We start from the raw sequence: 18,143 nt of genomic DNA, 5'->3' as shown, positions 1-18,143 counted from the left end.
TGGAGAACTTGGACTTTGAACTCTGGGGAATGGCGTTGGTAGCTGGGATTAAGACCACTATGGCCATGTGCTTGATAGGCTAAAGCCCATTTGCGGACATCTGAGTGACTAATCTCAAATAAGTGACTTACCCGCTTAAGACCACCTGACTTTAGAAACTCTTTAACTACCTTTAGCTTGAACTGCTTGCTGTACTTGCTCATAAAACAAAACCCCCTTGGTTGGACATAGCGTCCAACTTTTGGGGGTCAGTTCAATTTGGTGGGTTTTTTATTGGGCAAATGGATCAAAAAGAGATCACAAGCTCATTATTTGAACCTCCCAATCTTGATAATTGAGTAGTAGAGATTAATCAATTGATATTGGAGGTCTTATGCGTGATTACACATACTTAAATGGTGCCCGTTTTACTATCAATAACTTATTTCGTAGCCTGCGGTTTGATATAGATCGCCTCGATATGAGTTGGGTGGATGGCGAGAAACCAGAGTTCTGTAGGGGCTTGCGGGTAGTTGATAACGATGCCGGCAATACTGTCACAGTTGATGGTGAAGATGCAGACAATCTGATCTTTAGCCTAACCTATATTTTTAGCAAAGAAGATGCTCATGAGGCATTTAGAAATGCTACCGACGCTTATCTTACGGTCGCGCTAGAAACGAAAGAGTTCTTGGTGTCAAACCAAAAGAAGAACCCTGAGGGAAAGCCTGAGGTATCGGAGGCAGTGCTTCATTAAGCGAACCAAGTTTGGCATTGGTCTAATCGCTTAAAGGGAAGAGCTTATGTCTGAATATGATGATGGTAACAATGACTCCGGTGGTAGTGGTGGCTCGATCATTGGCACCATCATTTCGATATTGATATTGGCTGCCATCTGGCCGTATCTCATGGCAATCGTTGGTCTTTATATTGCTTACCTAGCGGCAATAGCCATCTTGGAGTGGATGGCGCAAAACCCACTATCAGTTGTTTTTATTTTATTGGGGATATTTTGCATCTACGCAATCTTTCATTACCGACTCATCCCCAAGACTTGGAGATGGATGATTGCGCTGTTAAAGCCCAAGGCAGTTGAAGTTCATTTATCGCAATATGCAGTCAATTCTGAGTTGCCAGATTTAGCAAGTAGGAAATTTATTCCCTCAACAAATCTATATTGCTACTGGTGCACTAAGAAGCTCGGTATTCAAGCTTGGGAGAAAAATGGCAAATACTACTGTGATGAGTGCAAAGCTAGGCAGCTAACAAATGCTTGAATAAGGTAATTTTGGGCAATACTTTTTTCAACTTAAGCTCTGCCTGCCACAAATCATATTTAGACTGCATCTCAATCCAGAGTTGTGGGCCATTACCTAAGAAAGCGCCAATGCGTAAAGCAAGCTCAGGAGTGATCGAGCTTTTTTCCGCCAAAACAGCATGAAGGGTCTGCCTAGAGATGCCAAGATGCTTTGCAAACTCTGTGACGGATATGCCAAGAGTTGGAAAGACATCCTCTCTTAAGATGGCGCCAGGGTGGGTAGGTAATCTTTTTCGCATGATATTAGTGATAGTTTTCTAGGTTAAGTCGATAAGCATTCTCATCGCGCCATTCAAAGGTGAGACACCAGGGGCCATTTATATGAATGCTATAGCGTTTTGGAACTCCTTCTAAGCCATGAAAATTAAAACCCGGCACCTTGAGATCATCTAGCGATTTAGCGGAGTCAATGGCGTCTAAACGTCGAATGATTCTGTTTGCTAATGCTTTCTGAATCTTGATGCTTTTTCCGTCTTCAAATAACTCTTTTAAACCTTTGTGTATAAACGATTCAATCATCCATCTATTTTAAAGATTTAAAGCAAAGTGTAAAGCAAAGCCTTACACTTGTAAAGGCTTAATAAGTAACTAATATCATCCAATTACGTGAATATGTGAATTACCGCGCCGATAGAGCCGTAAAAATTACCGCTTCGCACTTTCGCCTCGCACTTTTATTGTGCCTAGATTTCATCTGAATGTGAGTGTCCAACACTAGCAACATATAAATAGATGGCACTATTCTAGAAATTGATGTCTTGGTGTATTGTTAACCCCATTAACCCAAAGGAATTCCTGTGAAGACAATCTTAGCAATCGTATTAGCATCTATTTTTTCCCTGGCTTTTGCTCAGCAAAAAATAGCCATCATCCAAACCGATCAGATGCAGCAGGCAGTTGCGCGCGGTGCGATCATTTGGGATGTGCGTGATGAAAAGAGTTATTTAGAGGGCCACATCCCAGGCGCAATCAATATTGGTGAAGTCGGTGGCACACTTCGCGATCCAAATAAGGAAGACTACATTCCTACAGAACAAATCCAGAGGCTCTTTAACAGTGCCGGATTGGATGTGAATAAAGATGTTGTAGTTTATGGTGCGCGGGGCAATCCCTATGCCTATTTTGGTTTGTACACTATTAATTACTTTGGTGGAAAAAATGCGCAGATTTATCACGATGGCATTGATGGTTGGAAGCAAGCGGGTTTACCAATGCAAAAAGAGCGCCAAGCCTTACCACCGGTATCCGTCGCACTAGTAGCTCAGCCTCAGTTATTAGTTAGCAATGAGGAGATGCTCAAGATTGCTCAATCAAAGTCAGTACAAATTATTGATGCTAGAACTCCCGATGAATTTTCGGGCAAAGATGTCAGAGCCATTCGCGGTGGTCATATTCCCAATTCCATCAACATTCCTTTTGAGGATAACTGGCAAGATCCGGCAACCGCGATTAAGTTAGGTAAAAAACAGGTTGCTGATAACTCCGGTATGGCGCTGAAAAATCAAACAGATCTTAAAAAACTCTATGCCAATCTCGATCCTGATAAAGAGACGGTCGTGTATTGCCAAAGCGGGGTGCGCGCCGCTGAAACGGCAGTGGTATTAAAGACTTTGGGCTTTAAGAAGGTTAAGGTATACGACTCAGCTTGGCTAGGTTGGGGTAATAACCTCAAAGCACCTGTAGCGGATGAAACCTTCTTAAATGTGGGCGCTCTCAATGCCAAGATGGCTGCAATGCAAAATAAAATTACCCAGCTAGAAGAAGCTTTGAAAAATAAAAGTAATTAGTGAACCGGAGCAAAAACCATGGCTGAAAAGCTCATAGCAAATCATTCAAGTCTTACTTTAGCTGATGCTGACCGGATCATTGATGAGGCTCTAAGATTGCGTTCACAACATCAACTTTTGCCATTGGCAGTGGTGGTATTAGATTCTGGTGGGCATGTAGTCTCTTTTAAAAGAGAAGATGGTTGTGGCATCTTGCGTCACGATATTGCCATTGGTAAAGCTTGGGCATCTCTTGGGATGGGAATGCCAACTAGAACTATCCGAGATAGATTATCTGATCGGCCTAGCTTTCAAGCGGCTTTATCAGCTGCATCTGATGGCAGATTTATTCCTACCCCAGGCGGTGTGTTGATTGTGAATCAAGACAGAGTAGCAATTGGCGCTGTTGGAATTAGTGGTGATGCATCAGATAAAGATGAATACTGCGCTATTGAGTCCATTAAATCGGCTGGCTTTATTGCGGAGCCGCCGATGCCAGCAGAAAATTGGAATGACGGAAAACTATAAGAGATCGTAATGAAAGTGATGCAATCGCTACTATGGGTGTTGGTATCTTATTTGGCTGTCTCAGCGAGCTTTGCTCAGACCGCAGGCCCATCTGCTGCATACCCCGTTAAACCAATTCGTTTAGTAGTGCCGTTTCCTGCAGGTGGTCCTACCGATCAATTTGCAAGACAGTACGCACAGGCTTTGTCGACTCAATTGGGAAAAACTGTAGTTGTCGATAATAAAAGCGGGGCCAGTGGCGCAATTGGAAGTTTAGAAGTGAAAAACAGCGCCCCAGATGGATATACCTTGTTATTTGGAACTGCTTCCACTCATGTGCTGTACAGCTTAATTAATCCAAAGCCTCAGTATGATTCCATCAAAGACTTTACAGAAATTGCCGTGGTTGGGGATGCGCCTATTGTGTTTGCAGTAAGCCCAACAACCAAAGGGGGCTTGAAAGAGTTCATTGAATATGCACGTATCAACCCAGGCAAGTTGCAATATGGGTCAGCAGGAGAGGGAACGTATTTGCATATTGTCGGAGAGCGCTTGAAGTATGAATTAGGTGGGCTAGATATTCAGCACATTCCTTTTAGAGGAAGCGCGCAAGCAATCCCTGCTTTGATTGGCAATCAAGTCAATATGACGGTTGACACATTGGGTTCATTAATTCAACAACATCGTGCTGAAAAGTTAAGAATTGTTGCAATTGCGGCCTCCAAGCGATCTCCTTTGATTCCTGATGTGCCGACCGTAAATGAGGTAACGGGCTTAAAAGATTTTCAAGCGGCTTTATGGAATATTGTCTCAGCACCTGAGGGTCTGTCGCCTCAAGTGACTAATACCTTGATATTGGCGACAACTAAGGCTCTCAAAAACCCAGAGTTATTAGAAAAATTAAACTCAATATCCATTCAGCCCATTACCAATCTCACGGGCGTTGCCGCTACTGGATTTATTGCCAAAGAACTCGTTAGTTTGCGACCAGTATTGCAGTCGGCTGGACTTAAAAAAGAATAATCCCGCCTGCAGATTATTTTTCTAAAGTAATACCACCCTTTTTAATAATCGCAGTCCACTTCTTAATATCAGATGCCATCAAATTATTGAGATCTTCTGGTGGACCAATCATCGGTTCTGCCCCAAGCTCTGAAAACTTCGCACGCACTGTGGGGTCAGACAAGGCTTGGTTCACATCCTTATTGAGCTTATCCACAATAGATTTTGGGGTGTTTTTGGGTGCAATGAGCGCAAACCAAGCAGCAGATTCATAGCCTTTGAGGCCCGCTTCAGCGGCGGTAGGCACATCGGGAATAGCGGCTAAGCGTTTATTAGAGGCAACCGCTAGTGCTTTGACGTTGCCACTATTAATTTGTCCAACGACATTGGGAAATAACTGAAAACTCGTTGGAACGCGACCAGCTACCAGATCGGTCACCATATTGGCGGTAACACGATAGGGCACATGCAACATTTTGGCGCCAACAAGTTGTTCGTAGTAGGCGCCGGCTAAGTGCTGAGAGCTACCGTTACCAACAGAACCATAACCTACGTCAGGATTTTTTCGTACATAGTCATTTAACTGACCAAGAGTATTGATATTGAGGGTTGAGCTCACCACAATCACATTTGGCAACACTGCAAACACAGCGATGCCTTGAATCTCTTTTTCAGGGTCGTAACCCAGATCTGGATTTAAGATTTTATTAATCGCCAGGGGGCCAGAGGTGCTAATTCCAATCGTATAGCCGTCTGGTTCGGCTCGCACCAGCGCTGCAGTTCCAACATTACCGCCTGCTGCCGGGCGATTATCAAATACAAAACGGGTGCCAGTATTGTTACTCACCTTATCTAGTAATACACGAGTTACCACATCACTAGCACTGCCAGCAGAAAAAGGCACGATTACTGTCACGGGTTTATTGGGATAATTTTGGGCAAAGCTACTTGTGCTGAAGAAGCAGGTAATCAGACTAAAAAAAAGTGCAGTAAAAATATTAGTGCTTGGCATCATGAACCTTTCCCGTGGTGGAGTCAAAGCGCTCTTGCATTACTTCTTCTAAGGACAAACTGGCTTTCGTATGTGCTCCACCGCCGCGTAGACAATATTCATCAGGCAGGTGAGGAGACTTCGGTTTCTTACCATTGGCATAAGCCTTCGCATCTTCTAATAAGATTTTTCTAAAACGAATGATGCCAACATCAGTAGGTGATAGATTTTCTTTGGTGCGGTCAACAATATAGCCCTGACTTTCTTGAGCCATCTGGTCTTGCTCAGCAATTCCTGAAATTCCGGTAAATGTAATTGTTTTTTGCTCTTCACGACTCATCAGATATTGATTGCTGCGGTTGCGCAGAGGGACATAGCCTGGGCCTAGTTTTGCAAATTGCCCATAACCACCTTGGATATATTTTTTGCGTTCTTCATCAGGAATGGGATGTTCTGGATGCCAAGCATAGACATACATCCAACAATGATGATCATCGATGGGCGTCCAAGAGTAACCATAGTAGGTTTCATTAGGCATTGCTGAAGGTGTAATGGAATGGGTTGGCAACATGTATTGAGTAAGGCGCCAATAGTGGTCTCCTGGATCAGCATTTCTAGCGCCACCAATCAGAAAGCCCACGGCATGTTCAATGATCTTAAAACGGGGGGCTGGGTCATTGCGCAACCAGCGGATGCGTTTCTCATCAGCAGCAATATTCGTAGTGTCGTCTTTAAGAAATGCTGGGGCTGGCATATGTAAAAACGAGAAATGCGCAGTATCTAATGCGCCCTCCATCGAATGCACCCAATTGCACTCGATTAAGCGTTTAGTGACATAGCGTTGATTAGGGGGAACAAGGCCAACTTCAAGTTGAGGAACGTCTTTGGGTTGTAGGTCTGAAGGACCCATATAAGCCCAAACCATGTCAGCAAACTCTTGCGTGGGATACGCTTTAATTTTGATCTTCCCATGATAGGCAGCATCTTTAGGGACATTGGGCATATCAATACAGTTACCGTGAATGTCGTATTTCCAGCCATGATAAATACAGCGAATGCCACACTCTTCATTTCTACCAAAGAAAAGGTCTGCGCCACGATGGGCGCAAAACGGTTCGATTAAACCGGTTTTGCCATTGGTATCCCGAAATAGTAATAGGTCTTCACCCATGACCTTGACGCGAATAGGAGGGCAATCTGGCGCTGCTACTTCTTCTGAAAGAGCTACCGGATGCCAATGGCAGCGTAAATAATTACCCATCGGCGTATTGGGTTCACTAGTGACCAGAAATGCGTTATCTTGCGCGGAAAGCATATACCCTCATCTTCGGCTTATGGTTCAAAGCTTATCGTTCGAATGATCTTAATACAAAAAATTAGTTTTGATGCCTTTGTGCTGCAGAGTAAAGCAAAACATACCTTGATTCATGCGATGCCGATTGTTGTATGCTTGGTAATCCAAGAGGGCGGAAATACAAAATCAAATGACTTAGCTAGAAGAAGCTTTGAAAAATAAAAGCAACTCATCTGAACCTAGCTTATTAATCAATCTGCGCCTTTGAGGTTCTGACAACTTCTCCCCATTTCTGAATATCTTTTTTGACGATTAAGGCAAATTCGTTGGGTTGCGTGATGAAAGGATCGGCACCCTGAGAATTAAATTTCTCAATGACTTCAGGATTTCGAAGTACTTCTGCTACATCTTGGTTGATTTTGCGAATGATATTGGGCGGCGTTTTTGCCGGGGCAAATAAGCCAAACCAGGGAGTAACATCAAAATCTTTAAAACCCGATTCTGCAATAGTTGGAATGGTGGGAAAGTTTTTGGATCGCACACCACTAGTCACTGCAACTGCTTGCAGGGTTCCGGACTTAATTGATCCTGCAACTGAGGGCAGGCTAGTAAATACGATATCAATTTGTCCACCCATCAAATCTTGCATGGCAGGAGCAGCGCCTTTATAAGGAATGTGCTCCATCTTAATTCCAGCAGTGGTATTGAACATCACTCCCAGTAAATGATTGACTGATCCATTACCGGCAGAGCCAAAAGTGAAGATCTTTGTTTTGCCCATCTCCGCTAATTCTTTGGCTGATTTAAAAGGTGCGTTGGGTTTGCTGGTGAGGACAAAAGGTAAAACTGCAAGTGTGGCGACGGGGGTGAAGTCCCGTTCCACATTGAACGGTAAATTTTTATAAAGGGCGCCATTAATAGCGTGAGAACCTGCGTAACTCATGAGCAAGGTATAGCCATCTGCAGGTGCGAGGGCCACAAACTCCATTCCTACATTACCGCCAGCGCCTGGGCGATTTTCAACCACTACCGATTGCTGCCACTTTTCACCTAATTTCTGAGCCACAATTCTTGCTAAGGCATCTGAAGCGCCGCCAGGTGTTTGCGGAACCAAAATCTTCACGGGCTTGCTAGGGAACTCATCTGCCCGCAACTCTGAGATAGGTCCACCAATAAAAAGGAAAGGTAGCACAGAGAAAATGACCTTTTTTAGTATTCCTAATCTCATGTAGTATTTCCTTTAGCAGGTGCTTAACTGGTTGATTTGAATCAGTATACTCAAAGTAATTGAGAAATAAAGAATGGGGAAATCATTCCTTTATTCGAATTCTATGCAGTGATGATGGAGTCCCTAAATGGCTAATATAACGATCAAAAAAATTTCTGGTGCTTTAGGTGCAGAGATTAGCGGCATCGATTTGAAGCAGAAACTTTCTTCAGAAGAAATTCATTCGATTAAACAAGCTTTCTTAGATCACCAAGTAATTTTTTTACGTAATCAAGATATTGACGCAAAACATTTTCTCAATTTTGCTCGCTTAATAGGTAAGCCCATTAAGTATCCTTTTGTAAAAGGGCTCAATGAATTCCCCATGATTATTGAAGTGAAAAAATTAAAACATGAGAAAGTCAATTTTGGCGGAATTTGGCACTCGGACACTACCTATCTCAAGGTTCCCCCCAAGGCTTCCATGCTGCTATCTCAAAAAATACCGCCTTACGGAGGCGACACTATGTTTGCCAATCAGTATTTGGCTTATGAGTCCTTATCTAGCACGATGAAACAATTGCTCGATGGTCTGATTGGTATTAGCAGTTCAGCTAAGGCAGATGTTTCTAAAACGCGGGAAGATCGCATCAAGAATGATGGCAGCGCAAAAGCGAATGAAGTGCTACTAGCCGAGCATCCTATTGTCAGAACTCACCCGGAAACTGGTAAGAAATCCCTATTTATTAATATTGCTCATACTATTGGCATCAAAGGGATGAGCCCAGAAGAAAGTCAACCTTTACTGAACTTTCTCTTTGAGCGCCAAATCAAACCTGAATTTACCTGTCGGTTTTCTTGGACTAAAAATGCCATTGCACTTTGGGATAACCGCTGCGTATTGCACAACCCAATTAACGACTATCACGGCTTTGAAAGGTTAATGCTCAGAATTACCTTGCAAGGTGACCAGCCGGCCTAAGTGATCTTGCCCCGGCAATGATTGCTGTGTGTTCACGGTTAGTAATTTTTAAGCGTCTTTTCAAGTTCGGCTTTCACTTTATTTTTAAGACTTACCGGTCCAATGACTTCAACTCCAGAGCCGTGTTTGAGAATATCCATTACAAGCTCAGGATCTTGGTTAAAGTCAAACTCCAGGTTGTAGTAACCCTCTTTATCAAAAGAGCCCACTTGCTGCCCGTGCCAGTTCTCACCAGAGACCCACCTAGCGTGCTCTGGGGTAAAGCGTAGTTTGGCCCTTTGAGTTGCCTTACCAGAGAAGATGCCATAACTCTGTGCAAAATGTTCTTGGCAATCTTTATCAGAAATCTCTTGTGCCTTGGTATTGGTCGGTACTGCGCTACGGATACCATCAACCGCAAAACTGCGTAAGCCCTCGCGCAGATGGCAATAGGCATCGAGATACCAATTCTCGCGATAGAAAATCAGTCGTTGTGGAGAAATCTCACGCTCGGTTTCCTCGTTCTTGCCTTTAGCGTAGTACTTGATGTTCAAACGATTGCGCTTAAGAAGGGCGCCACCAATTTCAGAGAAGTTATCCATGGAGTTCTTGCGAGAGCCCATGCCCAGTACCTTAATACGCTTACGCAATTCTTTAGTAGTCGCTTCACTTTGTCCCAAGATGCCATCAATGATGGCCGAGAGTGGTTCAATGTGCGGACCAATCAGACCACTTTGATCGAGCGAGGAGAGTAGGTGCTGCATGAGTACGAGTGCAGTGGCTTCTTTTTCAGAAAACCACAGACCGGTTAATTCAATCTTGTTAACGTCGGTGCCATCTTTGAACTTATAGCCCCCTAAAAAGCGGTCGTATTCAATATCGGCTTTTGAGCGTGAGCGCAAAAACTCCAAGTCTCGTTTGAAGGTGGCCTTTGAAATCTCAAGCTCACTCATGAAGTCTTCAATGGGCACACATTTACGGTGCTGAAGCATGTATTTAATGCGATGCAACCGCTCCATATTGCTCATAAGACCCCCTTTGGTGGCTAAAAAAGCCAAAAAATGAATATTTATTGTTTTTAGAACTTTAGTGAGTTTAAGGCTCATTTAATGAGCTAGCAAGTATTTAATCTACCCATCAGCAGTCAAACAGCAAGTAACTAGGCGGAGGCCAAAATGATCAAATTTATCGGTGTTTTCTTCATGTTTATCAGCGTTCTTGGGCTACAACACGGTTTTGCAATGAACTTGGTGCTGTGGTTCTTACTCGGTCTATTCTTAGTGTTTAGTCAAGGCATCTTTAGCCACATCATGTTTGCCGAGCGTGAAAAGATCAGGGCACAATATCGGAGAAGAAGATGACAGTAAACATCCCAACACTTAATTGCACCGTGGGTGACCTAGCGATTACCGTGAACTGCAATGTGCCAGAGAACCTAGGCAATATCGTGCGCGTTAAATCTGCCATTGGGATGAAGGAGTGGGGCGCCCATAATGAGTTGCTGTTTAGTTGGGAAGTTGAGGTTGCTACTGACCATGGATGGCTGCTCTATGAATTTAATGGATACCCCGTATCCGCCAAGAATGGACCTGCACCGGATCATTGTCTGCGCAGAATTACGCCGCCCCAAGGCTATCTGATGGAAGAGTTTGCAGATTCAGAGCAGTTGCAACTAAGCTTTCATGAGCTTGATTTGTAGCCATCAAAAGCAAGGCCTAAAAAATGGCATCGATTGCCTAAATTTTGAGCTAGAAAGTATTGCCATCAGCCCAAGAGCGGGGTTTTCCATGGGCACAGACCTTGAATATGGCCCTTGAAATTAGCAAAATCACCCCCAAATAAGTATCAGTTCGTATTTTTTAAGGGATGCTAATAATGACTGTTGCTACTAAAGAAACCTTAGGATTTCAGGCGGAAGTAAAGCAACTTCTGCAGTTGATGATCCACTCCTTATATTCCAATAAGGAAATTTTCCTGCGCGAGCTTATATCGAACGCCTCCGATGCTGCCGATAAATTGCGCTTTGAAGGCATTGCTCACCCTGATTGGTATGGCGATGATCCAGAGCTCAAGATCAAAGTGGAATTTGATAAGACTGCCAGAACCCTCACCATTACCGATAATGGTATTGGCATGAGTCGCGATGAGGTGATTAGTAACCTGGGCACGATTGCCCGCTCTGGTACAAAAGAATTCTTTTCCAAGCTCTCCGGGGATCAGCAAAAAGATGCCGCCTTAATTGGTCAGTTTGGTGTGGGCTTTTATTCGGCCTTTATCGTTGCCGACCGCATCACGGTTGATACCCGTCGTGCAGGATTGCCTGCTGCTGATGGCGTGCGTTGGGAATCGGATGGTTCTGGTGAATTTACGATTGAGCAAATTGATCTGCCACAACGCGGCACCAAAATTACCTTGCATTTGCGCGAAGGCGAAGATGATTTCCTCAATAGTTATCAGCTCAAGTCCATTATTCGCAAGTATTCAGACCATATCTCTTTGCCGATTCAAATGCGCAAAGAAGAGTGGGATGAGGATAAAAAAGAGCAAGTCATCAAAGATGAGCTTGAAAATATTAACCAATCTTCCGCACTTTGGGCTCGTAATAAGTCAGACATTACTGAAGAGCAGTACAACGAGTTTTATAAGCATCTCTCACATGATTATGAGAATCCGCTGTGCTATTCCTTAAATCGCGTAGAAGGTAGAAGTGAATTTACCCAACTGCTTTTTGTACCAGCTCGTGCACCATTTGATTTATGGGATCGCAATAAGCGCGGCGGCATTAAGCTGTATGTCAAACGCATCTTCATTATGGATGACGCTGAAAAGCTCATGCCGATGTATCTGCGTTTTGTCACGGGTGTGATTGATTCGGTTGATTTGCCGCTAAACGTTTCTCGTGAAATCTTGCAAGAGTCTCGTGACATTAAAGTCATTCGTGAAAGTGCTACCAAGCGAGTACTGAGCATGCTCGAAGAATTGGCTAATAGCGACGATGAGGCTAAGAAAGAGAAATATCGCACTTTCTGGACCCAGTTTGGTCAAGTACTCAAAGAAGGGGTCGGCGAAGATCAAGCAAACCAAGAGCGTATTCTCAAGTTACTGCGCTTTGCAAGCACCCAGACGGATTCTGCTGAGCAGACCGTATCCCTAGCGGAGTACATCTCTCGCATGAAAGAAGGCCAAGATAAGATTTACTTTGTCACTGGCGAGACATTTAATGCTGCCAAAAATAGTCCGCACTTAGAGATCTTCCGCAAAAAAGGCGTTGAAGTGCTCGTGTTATCGGACCGTGTCGATGAGTGGATGCTTTCTTTCATCACTGAGTTTGATGGCAAGCAGTTGGCATCTGTTGCCAAGGGCGGCCTCGATTTAGGAAGCCTGAGTGATGAAAAAGAAAAGAAAGAGCATGAGCAGACTGAGAAGCAGTTCAAAGACTTAGTTGAGCGCATGAAAAAAGTCTTGGAGGAAAAGGTTAAGGATGTGCGTGTGACCTTCCGCTTAACAGACTCCCCAGCGTGTTTGATTGCCGATGAAAATGAGCTCTCTGGTAACTTGCTACGCATGCTCAAAGCAGCAGGACAAAATGCCCCGGATATGAAGCCCATATTGGAGATTAATCCAGAGCATCCATTGCTAGCAAAACTCAAAGGTGATGATCAGCATTTTGATGATTGGACCAATCTCTTGTTTGACCAGGCCTTATTGGCTGAAGGCGGCCAACTCAATGATCCGGCCAGTTTTGTCAAGCGCATGAATCAACTGCTCTTGCATTAAATCAGATAATACCCCCTTCAAGTATGAAGGGGGTATTTTTCTAGTGGCTAACTAGTTCAGTAGCCAGCTAGATAACTGCGCTAGTTCTTTAGGACCAATGCCCGTATTGGGATTACAGCGAATGAGCTCTTGGCAATTGCTCGGAAATTCCCAATAGGAGTCATCTAGTGCGCGCCATTGCACTACAACATCATTGGAGTAAGCGTGAGCCGTGATCTCCTGATAGCGTGCATGTTTACCAATGACTGCAGGGCCGGTGACATCTATGACTCTTTGCGCTAGAAAGTGAGGCAACTTGGCTTTAAGACTAGCTAGTGAATGGGTAAAGCGCCAGCTCGAGGAAATCACAATGGAGACTGCTGATGAGGTAGTGGCATTTTCAATTACGCTCTCTAGTAGGTGTGCCCTACAAAATAAAGCATTGTCTATAGGAGTGCTGGGATGCAAGACTCCATCAAAATCGAGATAGACAATTTTGACAACGCTCATTACAGCTCTTCTTCCACTTCTTTTTCTAGAACTAGAAAGTTGCGCTGAATCGCATTCCAATCGCTATCTCTTGCCCACAGCTTTTGAATGCCTACAAAGCGAAAGCCCTCAGCACCTTTTTCATTTAAAACTTCTTGAACCGAGTCGCAATCCGTTTCTACCGGCTCCATTTTGACAAGCTCGTATTCGAAGGTTTTCATTGTCTGACCCCTGCAGGTGAGTAGCCAATGCGATTGCCATTGTTATCAAAAACATTGGTCACGCCAGTAGGTGATTGGGTTTGATAGCCAATGCGATTGCCACTGTTGTCATAAACCCCATTAGTCGAGTTGTAGTTTAGGGGGCTGTTTTGATAATTGAGCGGACTATTGTTGTAGTTGAGCGGTGAGTTGTTGTAGTTCAGCGGGCTGTTGTTGTAGTTCAGAGGCGAGTTATCCCAACTCGTGACTTGGCCAATACAGGCATTGGCAATCAGAAAGCCTGTGCAAAATCCCAATAGTTTTTTAACGTATTTCATCGTTTTCTCCTGTCAGTGATTAATGGATGAGCACTTCATATCACCAGCCCTTCACGCTAGGTGCAACCGGTGCTTGGCGTGGGGTATTGATGGTGGTGTTCGGCGCTGCATAAATCGGGGTAGTCGCCGTGCCTTGATAGGCGCCAGCTGGGCTATAAAAATTAGTCTGCCCGTGATCGACTTGATACGACTGAACATTCTGACCAGTCGCGTTATAGACATTGGTAACACCGCTGGGGGATGTTTGGCTATAACCCAGATAGTTTCCCGTTGGACCATAAATGGCCTGAGCACAGGCGCCGCGCACCAATAAAACGGCCTGAGCAATTAAAAAGAGGGTGATGAGGTATTTCATGGCTATCTCCAAATGTTCTAAAAAAAGAGTTCATGGGACAAGAATAAAAACCCTCAAGCTCACCTAATGAGCTCATGGCGTATCAAAATGAAATCACTCAATCAAAAGCCAAAAACACTAACCCTATAAAGAGCCTCATGCTAAGTACCCTTGTATTGATTACCTTCATGCCGCTCCAGGTGTCACCTAGTAGTCATACCCACGTGCCACTCTCCAAACCATTAGCGGTAGCTGCCTTTGTGGATAGCGCCAAGATTTTAGGCTTGCCTAAATTCAAGCTCAGAGATGCCAAAGGCAATTTGTACTCACCCTACAAAGCCATGCTACAAGAACCCTATGCAATTGTTCATCAGCACGCTGGTGTGCCGATGGTCAGCGAAGTGACGATGCGCAAGGCCTATATCAATTCGTATGTGCGACGTTAAATAGGAAGAAAATAGTGAAATGAAATTTGCACTGCAATCAATTAGTAGCCTTGGCGCAATCCTACTGGGATTTCTATTGCTCGCAAACGTCACTATTACCAGCGCGGGTAAGGGAGAGCTCGAGTCCTTGTCTACAACGGTAAAAGCAGTCATCACAGAAACGATTCAGGCCGATGGTACGGTAGTCGAAATTGATGAGCTCACGACCCTCGTGAAATCCCAACTGATGGTTGATACCGAGTCACAAGCTGACTTGGCTTATAACTCCACGCTTTCTAAGCTAGAGGTGCTCGAGGCCTACACCATCACTCCAAAAGGTGAGAAGATTCCAGTTGCTGCCAATGCCATTAGAACTGTGGAGGATGACAATAGCTCGGGCGCGGCGATGTTCTCCGATCAAAAGCATAAAATCATCATCTTTCCAAAGGTGACCCCGGGATCTCAAACCTATTACAAAACTAAACTGACGACCTTCAAGCCTTTATTGCCCGGGTATTTTTATACAAGGCTGCACTTTTCACCTAATCTAGAGATCCAGTCTCATGAGTACCACCTCCATTACCCAGAAGATCTAAAGCTCTATACCGATACCCAAGGGGTTAAACAAACACGTGATGAAGTCAAAGATGGCATGCGCCATGTGAGTTATGCCTATCAAAATCTGCAGATTAAGAAAAAAGAGCAGTACCAAGTCGCGATCAGTGACTATTCGCCATACATCCACATCTCCACCTTCCCCAGTCAAGAAGCGTTTGCTAAAGCCTATGAGGAGCGCATTAAAGATAAATTTATCGTAACCCCTGAAATTCAAAGGCAGGCTGATGAGATTACCCAAGGACTTGAGAAAAAAGTCGCCAGTGATAAAACACTCGATCTAAAAAAAGAGCAAGCCCGTGCGATTTATAACTGGGTCTCTAGAAACATTCGCTATGTCGCTATTTATCTTGGTGATGGTGGCATCGTGCCACATGATGCCAATAGCATTCTGAGAAACCGCTATGGTGACTGCAAAGACCACAATGCACTACTCATTACTTTGTTAGCAGCTAAAGGAATTGAAGCGAGTAGTGCGCTGATTAATTCAGGCAATGCTTTTGTGGTGCCTAAGTACCCTGTGATTGGCCCTTTTAATCATATGATTACCTATATTCCGGCTTGGAATTTGTATTTAGATTCGACAGCCGAGATGGCGCCATTTGGAGTGCTGCCTGGTGATGAATTGGATAAGCCAGTACTCCTAACCAAGTTAGCCAAATTGGCACGCACGCCAAAACCTAAGAAAGAAGAAAATCGCATGGCTACCGGTATTAGCATGCAAGTAGCAAAAGATGGACGTATTACCGGCAAGACCCATACGACCTATATTGGCACTGCTGAGATTAATGCGCGCTATAAATACGAAGGGGCAGAGACGGCTTACTCAGATAAGTTAGTCAAAAGTCAATTAGCCAAATTTAGACATACTGGGGAAGGCAAAATCACCACCAGCTATGTTTATGATCTCAATCGACCCTTTACCACTCAGACGGAGTTCACACTAGATGCCATTGCCAATGTCCCAGGACCCGGAGCGATGACTGTGCCTGTAGGTTTAGCACCAGGGGAGTTGGCCATGATTGCAAACGATAGGCCGCCTGAGAAATTTACCGTACCCTATGTTTGCACCACCCGCATGGTGGGTGAGGCTTATCAAATCCGTTTTCCAGATAACACTAAGGTGACGCGTATTCCGCCTAACGTGAAGTACAAAAAAGGGGGTATTGAATATGAAGCCATCTATGAAGAAGTAAAGAACAATATCTTTGTAAAGCGTCAGCTAGCTATTCAAAGACCGGGGGCAGTGTGTGAGCCAAGCGAGCTGCAGCGCTGGAAGGATTTTTACCAAGTGTTTATCAAAGATATGCGCGGGCAGATTTTTTATGAGTGATTGAGTAATTCATCTTCAAATATTGAAAGTCTAATAATGCCCATCAAACCCCAAAGGACATTACTTGCCTTTTAAATCAGGTGATCTTAAGATGATTTTTTTGACATCGTCGGTTGAAGTCTTGCAAATAGAAATGTTGAACAAGCGGCTTGAGAGAGTTATTGCAAACTGCTTCAAGTTTCTGTCAGAGCCCCTTCATTAGGGGTTTTCTTTTATCAGCTCATTACCCATGAGATAGGGCGCACTTGAAACATCTAATTTAGGATGTTTGACAATATCTAATTTCTTGCCAGCTATTTCTATATAAGAATGATCGATTAGCAGCTCAGCAAATATGGCCAAGCAATTACCAGTTGCCTTGCTTGAAGGGTAGAGGATGGCCTCAAAGCCGGCGGATTTTACTAACTCTGCAATGATTTGACTTTGAGAAGGGAGTCCAAACTGAATCGGCAGAGTTCTCCAGTTACTTTGAGAAATAGCATTATGGAGCTGCTTAGAGCTTGTGATCATAAATAGATCTCGCGCAGAAATTCTTAATTGTTTCTGTAAAACTTTTGCGCGGTCTGGCATCTTGATCTTTTTCAAGACTTTACTGATGGGCTCTAATGTTTTAGGCATCCTCATGTCAAATACTCGTTGTAATTTTCCTTGTATTGATATCGAAGTTAAGTTCTCACCTGGTTGAAGTGCAAGCTCGCTTGGACTTAATCCTTCAGTTAAGGAGTTACTGGCAATTTGACGTTTTTCTCTAAAGGCCGTTTCATATGTTTCTGCAATATACAGAGCGGGCCATGGGCTCAATGTGCCGCTACCTAGTTCTTGTCCTACATTAAATCTTCCGCCGTAGGATTTAATGCTACCAAGGCAGGATAGAGGTTCGGCACTATACTCATAACTCACAATTCTCGACCAATTTTTTATTTCAAATTCAAGCGGGGTTATGCACTGAAGGCTAGCGATTAGCTCAGGGCGAAGTCTGCGACGCTCAGGCTCAAGATTGAAGTAAAGAACATCTTCTAATTCATTGAGATTTTCAGAGGCATGATTCCACTGAGTGATGCTCGCTTCGGTAAATCGCTCTAACTCAAGAATGCCTCTTGGGACATTTGTTTTATTTCTCAAAGTCGGCGTACTTTTATTACTGGGCAAAATAACTATTAATTTAGTGATCAGTCGATGTTATGAGACATGGCATTAATAATGAACTTTCGTAAACGTTCATATCGGCCAAGACGAATCATATCTCTTGGAGAAACATCACCTAAGAAGGGGTTTCTTACCTTGAACCATGCAGTTGTTTTTTCTATGTCCCCATTGAATATTTTTGCAACCATATTGATAGTATTAGCAATTTCTTCGAGGCGCTCCTTCATCTGATCTGGAATCGCATCATCGTATCGAACAGATTTTATCGATACAGAAGTGATGCGGGAAATATCTTCTCTTTTTAGACTGAGAATCTCCGGAACTTTTTTGGCATTAAAGCTTGAACCAATACCAAAATGAAGGACATCATCTGGGATAGTGTCAAAAAGCCCAATAGGGGGGACAGATTTCCGAGGTGTATGTGCTTCTTTCATTTAGCGCCTTTTTGATTTAACAACCAATTCTAAACCACATTTAGACCA

24 protein-coding genes and 1 pseudogene are annotated in these 18,143 nt (G+C 43.8%); 12 read left to right on the top strand and 13 right to left on the bottom strand.

Annotated features, from left to right (window positions below; genetic code table 11):
* Positions 1-203: pseudogene (locus ICN21_RS03425) on the bottom strand (IS3 family transposase); the annotation flags it as partial.
* Positions 204-373: 170 nt separating this feature from the next.
* On the opposite strand from ICN21_RS03425, the gene ICN21_RS03420 reads away from it, so the two are divergent.
* Together ICN21_RS03420 and ICN21_RS03415 are read left to right on the top strand one after the other, a co-directional pair.
* Positions 374-736 carry a hypothetical protein gene (locus ICN21_RS03420; protein WP_216176716.1) on the top strand — a complete coding sequence of 121 codons (363 nt, stop codon included), beginning with the start codon at positions 374-376 and terminating at the stop codon, positions 734-736.
* Between the two features lie 46 nt (positions 737-782).
* The gene (locus tag ICN21_RS03415; RefSeq protein ID WP_216176714.1) at positions 783-1,256 is read left to right on the top strand and encodes a hypothetical protein; all 474 of its coding nucleotides are present in this window, start codon (positions 783-785) and stop codon (positions 1,254-1,256) included.
* Here the strand turns inward: ICN21_RS03415 and ICN21_RS03410 are convergent.
* Positions 1,234-1,536 carry a HigA family addiction module antitoxin gene (locus tag ICN21_RS03410; RefSeq protein WP_215294997.1) on the bottom strand — a complete coding sequence of 101 codons (303 nt, stop codon included), beginning with the start codon at positions 1,534-1,536 and terminating at the stop codon, positions 1,234-1,236. The genes ICN21_RS03415 and ICN21_RS03410 overlap by 23 nt on opposite strands.
* Before the next feature lie 4 nt (positions 1,537-1,540).
* Positions 1,541-1,816 carry a type II toxin-antitoxin system RelE/ParE family toxin gene (locus ICN21_RS03405; RefSeq protein WP_215294995.1) on the bottom strand — a complete coding sequence of 92 codons (276 nt, stop codon included), beginning with the start codon at positions 1,814-1,816 and terminating at the stop codon, positions 1,541-1,543.
* A gap of 278 nt (positions 1,817-2,094) precedes the next feature.
* On the opposite strand from ICN21_RS03405, the gene ICN21_RS03400 reads away from it, so the two are divergent.
* The 3 genes from ICN21_RS03400 to ICN21_RS03390 are packed head-to-tail and all read left to right on the top strand — an operon-like array spanning position 2,095 to position 4,593.
* The gene (locus tag ICN21_RS03400) at positions 2,095-3,084 is read left to right on the top strand and encodes a sulfurtransferase (RefSeq protein WP_216176712.1); all 990 of its coding nucleotides are present in this window, start codon (positions 2,095-2,097) and stop codon (positions 3,082-3,084) included.
* 18 nt (positions 3,085-3,102) lie between these two features.
* Positions 3,103-3,591, top strand: coding sequence for a heme-binding protein (locus ICN21_RS03395; protein WP_215294991.1), 489 nt, complete (start codon positions 3,103-3,105; stop codon positions 3,589-3,591).
* Between the two features lie 9 nt (positions 3,592-3,600).
* On the top strand, positions 3,601-4,593 hold the full coding sequence (locus tag ICN21_RS03390) for a tripartite tricarboxylate transporter substrate binding protein (RefSeq protein WP_216176710.1): 993 nt from the start codon (positions 3,601-3,603) through the stop codon (positions 4,591-4,593).
* Between the two features lie 13 nt (positions 4,594-4,606).
* Here the strand turns inward: ICN21_RS03390 and ICN21_RS03385 are convergent, their stop codons facing one another.
* Both ICN21_RS03385 and ICN21_RS03380 read right to left on the bottom strand, forming a co-directional pair.
* Positions 4,607-5,587: a tripartite tricarboxylate transporter substrate binding protein gene (locus ICN21_RS03385; protein WP_216176708.1), complete on the bottom strand. Its 981-nt coding sequence runs from the start codon at positions 5,585-5,587 to the stop codon at positions 4,607-4,609.
* Positions 5,571-6,878, bottom strand: a complete 1,308-nt coding sequence (locus ICN21_RS03380; RefSeq protein ID WP_216176706.1) for a Rieske 2Fe-2S domain-containing protein — start codon at positions 6,876-6,878, stop codon at positions 5,571-5,573. The genes ICN21_RS03385 and ICN21_RS03380 overlap by 17 nt, the downstream gene beginning before the upstream one ends.
* A 42-nt stretch (positions 6,879-6,920) precedes the next feature.
* On the opposite strand from ICN21_RS03380, the gene ICN21_RS03375 reads away from it, so the two are divergent.
* Positions 6,921-7,079: a hypothetical protein gene (locus ICN21_RS03375; protein WP_216176705.1), complete on the top strand. Its 159-nt coding sequence runs from the start codon at positions 6,921-6,923 to the stop codon at positions 7,077-7,079.
* 25 nt (positions 7,080-7,104) lie between these two features.
* Here the strand turns inward: ICN21_RS03375 and ICN21_RS03370 are convergent, their stop codons facing one another.
* A complete protein-coding gene (locus ICN21_RS03370) occupies positions 7,105-8,085 on the bottom strand; it encodes a tripartite tricarboxylate transporter substrate binding protein (protein WP_216176703.1) in 981 nt (326 codons plus the stop codon).
* 127 nt (positions 8,086-8,212) lie between these two features.
* On the opposite strand from ICN21_RS03370, the gene ICN21_RS03365 reads away from it, so the two are divergent.
* Positions 8,213-9,046 carry a TauD/TfdA family dioxygenase gene (locus ICN21_RS03365; protein WP_215294979.1) on the top strand — a complete coding sequence of 278 codons (834 nt, stop codon included), beginning with the start codon at positions 8,213-8,215 and terminating at the stop codon, positions 9,044-9,046.
* Between the two features lie 38 nt (positions 9,047-9,084).
* Here the strand turns inward: ICN21_RS03365 and ICN21_RS03360 are convergent, their stop codons facing one another.
* Positions 9,085-10,053, bottom strand: a complete 969-nt coding sequence (locus ICN21_RS03360) for a YafY family protein (RefSeq protein WP_216176701.1) — start codon at positions 10,051-10,053, stop codon at positions 9,085-9,087.
* Positions 10,054-10,200: 147 nt separating this feature from the next.
* Here ICN21_RS03360 and ICN21_RS03355 point away from each other — a divergent pair, with 147 nt between their 5' ends.
* From ICN21_RS03355 to htpG, 3 genes are all read left to right on the top strand, one after another.
* Entirely contained in the window at positions 10,201-10,386 is a 186-nt protein-coding gene (locus ICN21_RS03355) for a hypothetical protein (RefSeq protein WP_216176700.1), read from the top strand.
* A complete protein-coding gene (locus ICN21_RS03350; protein ID WP_216176699.1) occupies positions 10,383-10,724 on the top strand; it encodes a hypothetical protein in 342 nt (113 codons plus the stop codon). The genes ICN21_RS03355 and ICN21_RS03350 overlap by 4 nt, the downstream gene beginning before the upstream one ends.
* Positions 10,725-10,900: 176 nt before the next feature.
* Positions 10,901-12,802: a molecular chaperone HtpG gene (gene htpG / locus ICN21_RS03345; RefSeq protein ID WP_216176698.1), complete on the top strand. Its 1,902-nt coding sequence runs from the start codon at positions 10,901-10,903 to the stop codon at positions 12,800-12,802.
* Positions 12,803-12,853: 51 nt separating this feature from the next.
* Here htpG and ICN21_RS03340 read toward each other — a convergent pair whose 3' ends face one another.
* Genes ICN21_RS03340 through ICN21_RS03325 form a run of 4 tightly spaced genes read right to left on the bottom strand, consistent with a single transcriptional unit; the run spans position 12,854 to position 14,163 of the window.
* Positions 12,854-13,291 carry an HAD domain-containing protein gene (locus tag ICN21_RS03340; RefSeq protein ID WP_216176697.1) on the bottom strand — a complete coding sequence of 146 codons (438 nt, stop codon included), beginning with the start codon at positions 13,289-13,291 and terminating at the stop codon, positions 12,854-12,856.
* Positions 13,291-13,491, bottom strand: a complete 201-nt coding sequence (locus ICN21_RS03335) for a hypothetical protein (protein WP_216176696.1) — start codon at positions 13,489-13,491, stop codon at positions 13,291-13,293. Before ICN21_RS03335 ends, ICN21_RS03340 begins: the two co-directional genes overlap by 1 nt.
* Positions 13,488-13,808: a hypothetical protein gene (locus ICN21_RS03330; protein WP_216176695.1), complete on the bottom strand. Its 321-nt coding sequence runs from the start codon at positions 13,806-13,808 to the stop codon at positions 13,488-13,490. The genes ICN21_RS03335 and ICN21_RS03330 overlap by 4 nt, the downstream gene beginning before the upstream one ends.
* 40 nt (positions 13,809-13,848) lie before the next feature.
* On the bottom strand, positions 13,849-14,163 hold the full coding sequence (locus ICN21_RS03325) for a hypothetical protein (protein WP_216176693.1): 315 nt from the start codon (positions 14,161-14,163) through the stop codon (positions 13,849-13,851).
* Positions 14,164-14,300: 137 nt separating this feature from the next.
* Between ICN21_RS03325 and ICN21_RS03320 the strand changes: the two genes are divergently transcribed.
* Both ICN21_RS03320 and ICN21_RS03315 read left to right on the top strand, forming a co-directional pair.
* Positions 14,301-14,588, top strand: a complete 288-nt coding sequence (locus tag ICN21_RS03320; RefSeq protein ID WP_216176691.1) for a hypothetical protein — start codon at positions 14,301-14,303, stop codon at positions 14,586-14,588.
* A 19-nt stretch (positions 14,589-14,607) separates the two neighbouring features.
* Complete coding sequence (locus ICN21_RS03315; protein WP_216176689.1) at positions 14,608-16,515, top strand: DUF3857 domain-containing transglutaminase family protein; 1,908 nt, start codon at positions 14,608-14,610, stop codon at positions 16,513-16,515.
* A gap of 198 nt (positions 16,516-16,713) precedes the next feature.
* On the opposite strand, the gene ICN21_RS03310 is transcribed toward ICN21_RS03315, so the two are convergent.
* The gene (locus ICN21_RS03310) at positions 16,714-17,637 is read right to left on the bottom strand and encodes an RES family NAD+ phosphorylase (protein WP_216176687.1); all 924 of its coding nucleotides are present in this window, start codon (positions 17,635-17,637) and stop codon (positions 16,714-16,716) included.
* 47 nt (positions 17,638-17,684) lie between these two features.
* Positions 17,685-18,095 (bottom strand): hypothetical protein, encoded by a 411-nt coding sequence (locus ICN21_RS03305; protein ID WP_216176685.1) that lies wholly within the window; start codon positions 18,093-18,095, stop codon positions 17,685-17,687.
* Positions 18,096-18,143 lie beyond the last annotated feature (48 nt).

Origin of the sequence: Polynucleobacter sp. AP-Feld-500C-C5, from assembly GCF_018882265.1 — a bacterium.
GTDB lineage: Bacteria > Pseudomonadota > Gammaproteobacteria > Burkholderiales > Burkholderiaceae > Polynucleobacter.
This window is presented reverse-complemented; position numbering and strand designations above follow the sequence as displayed.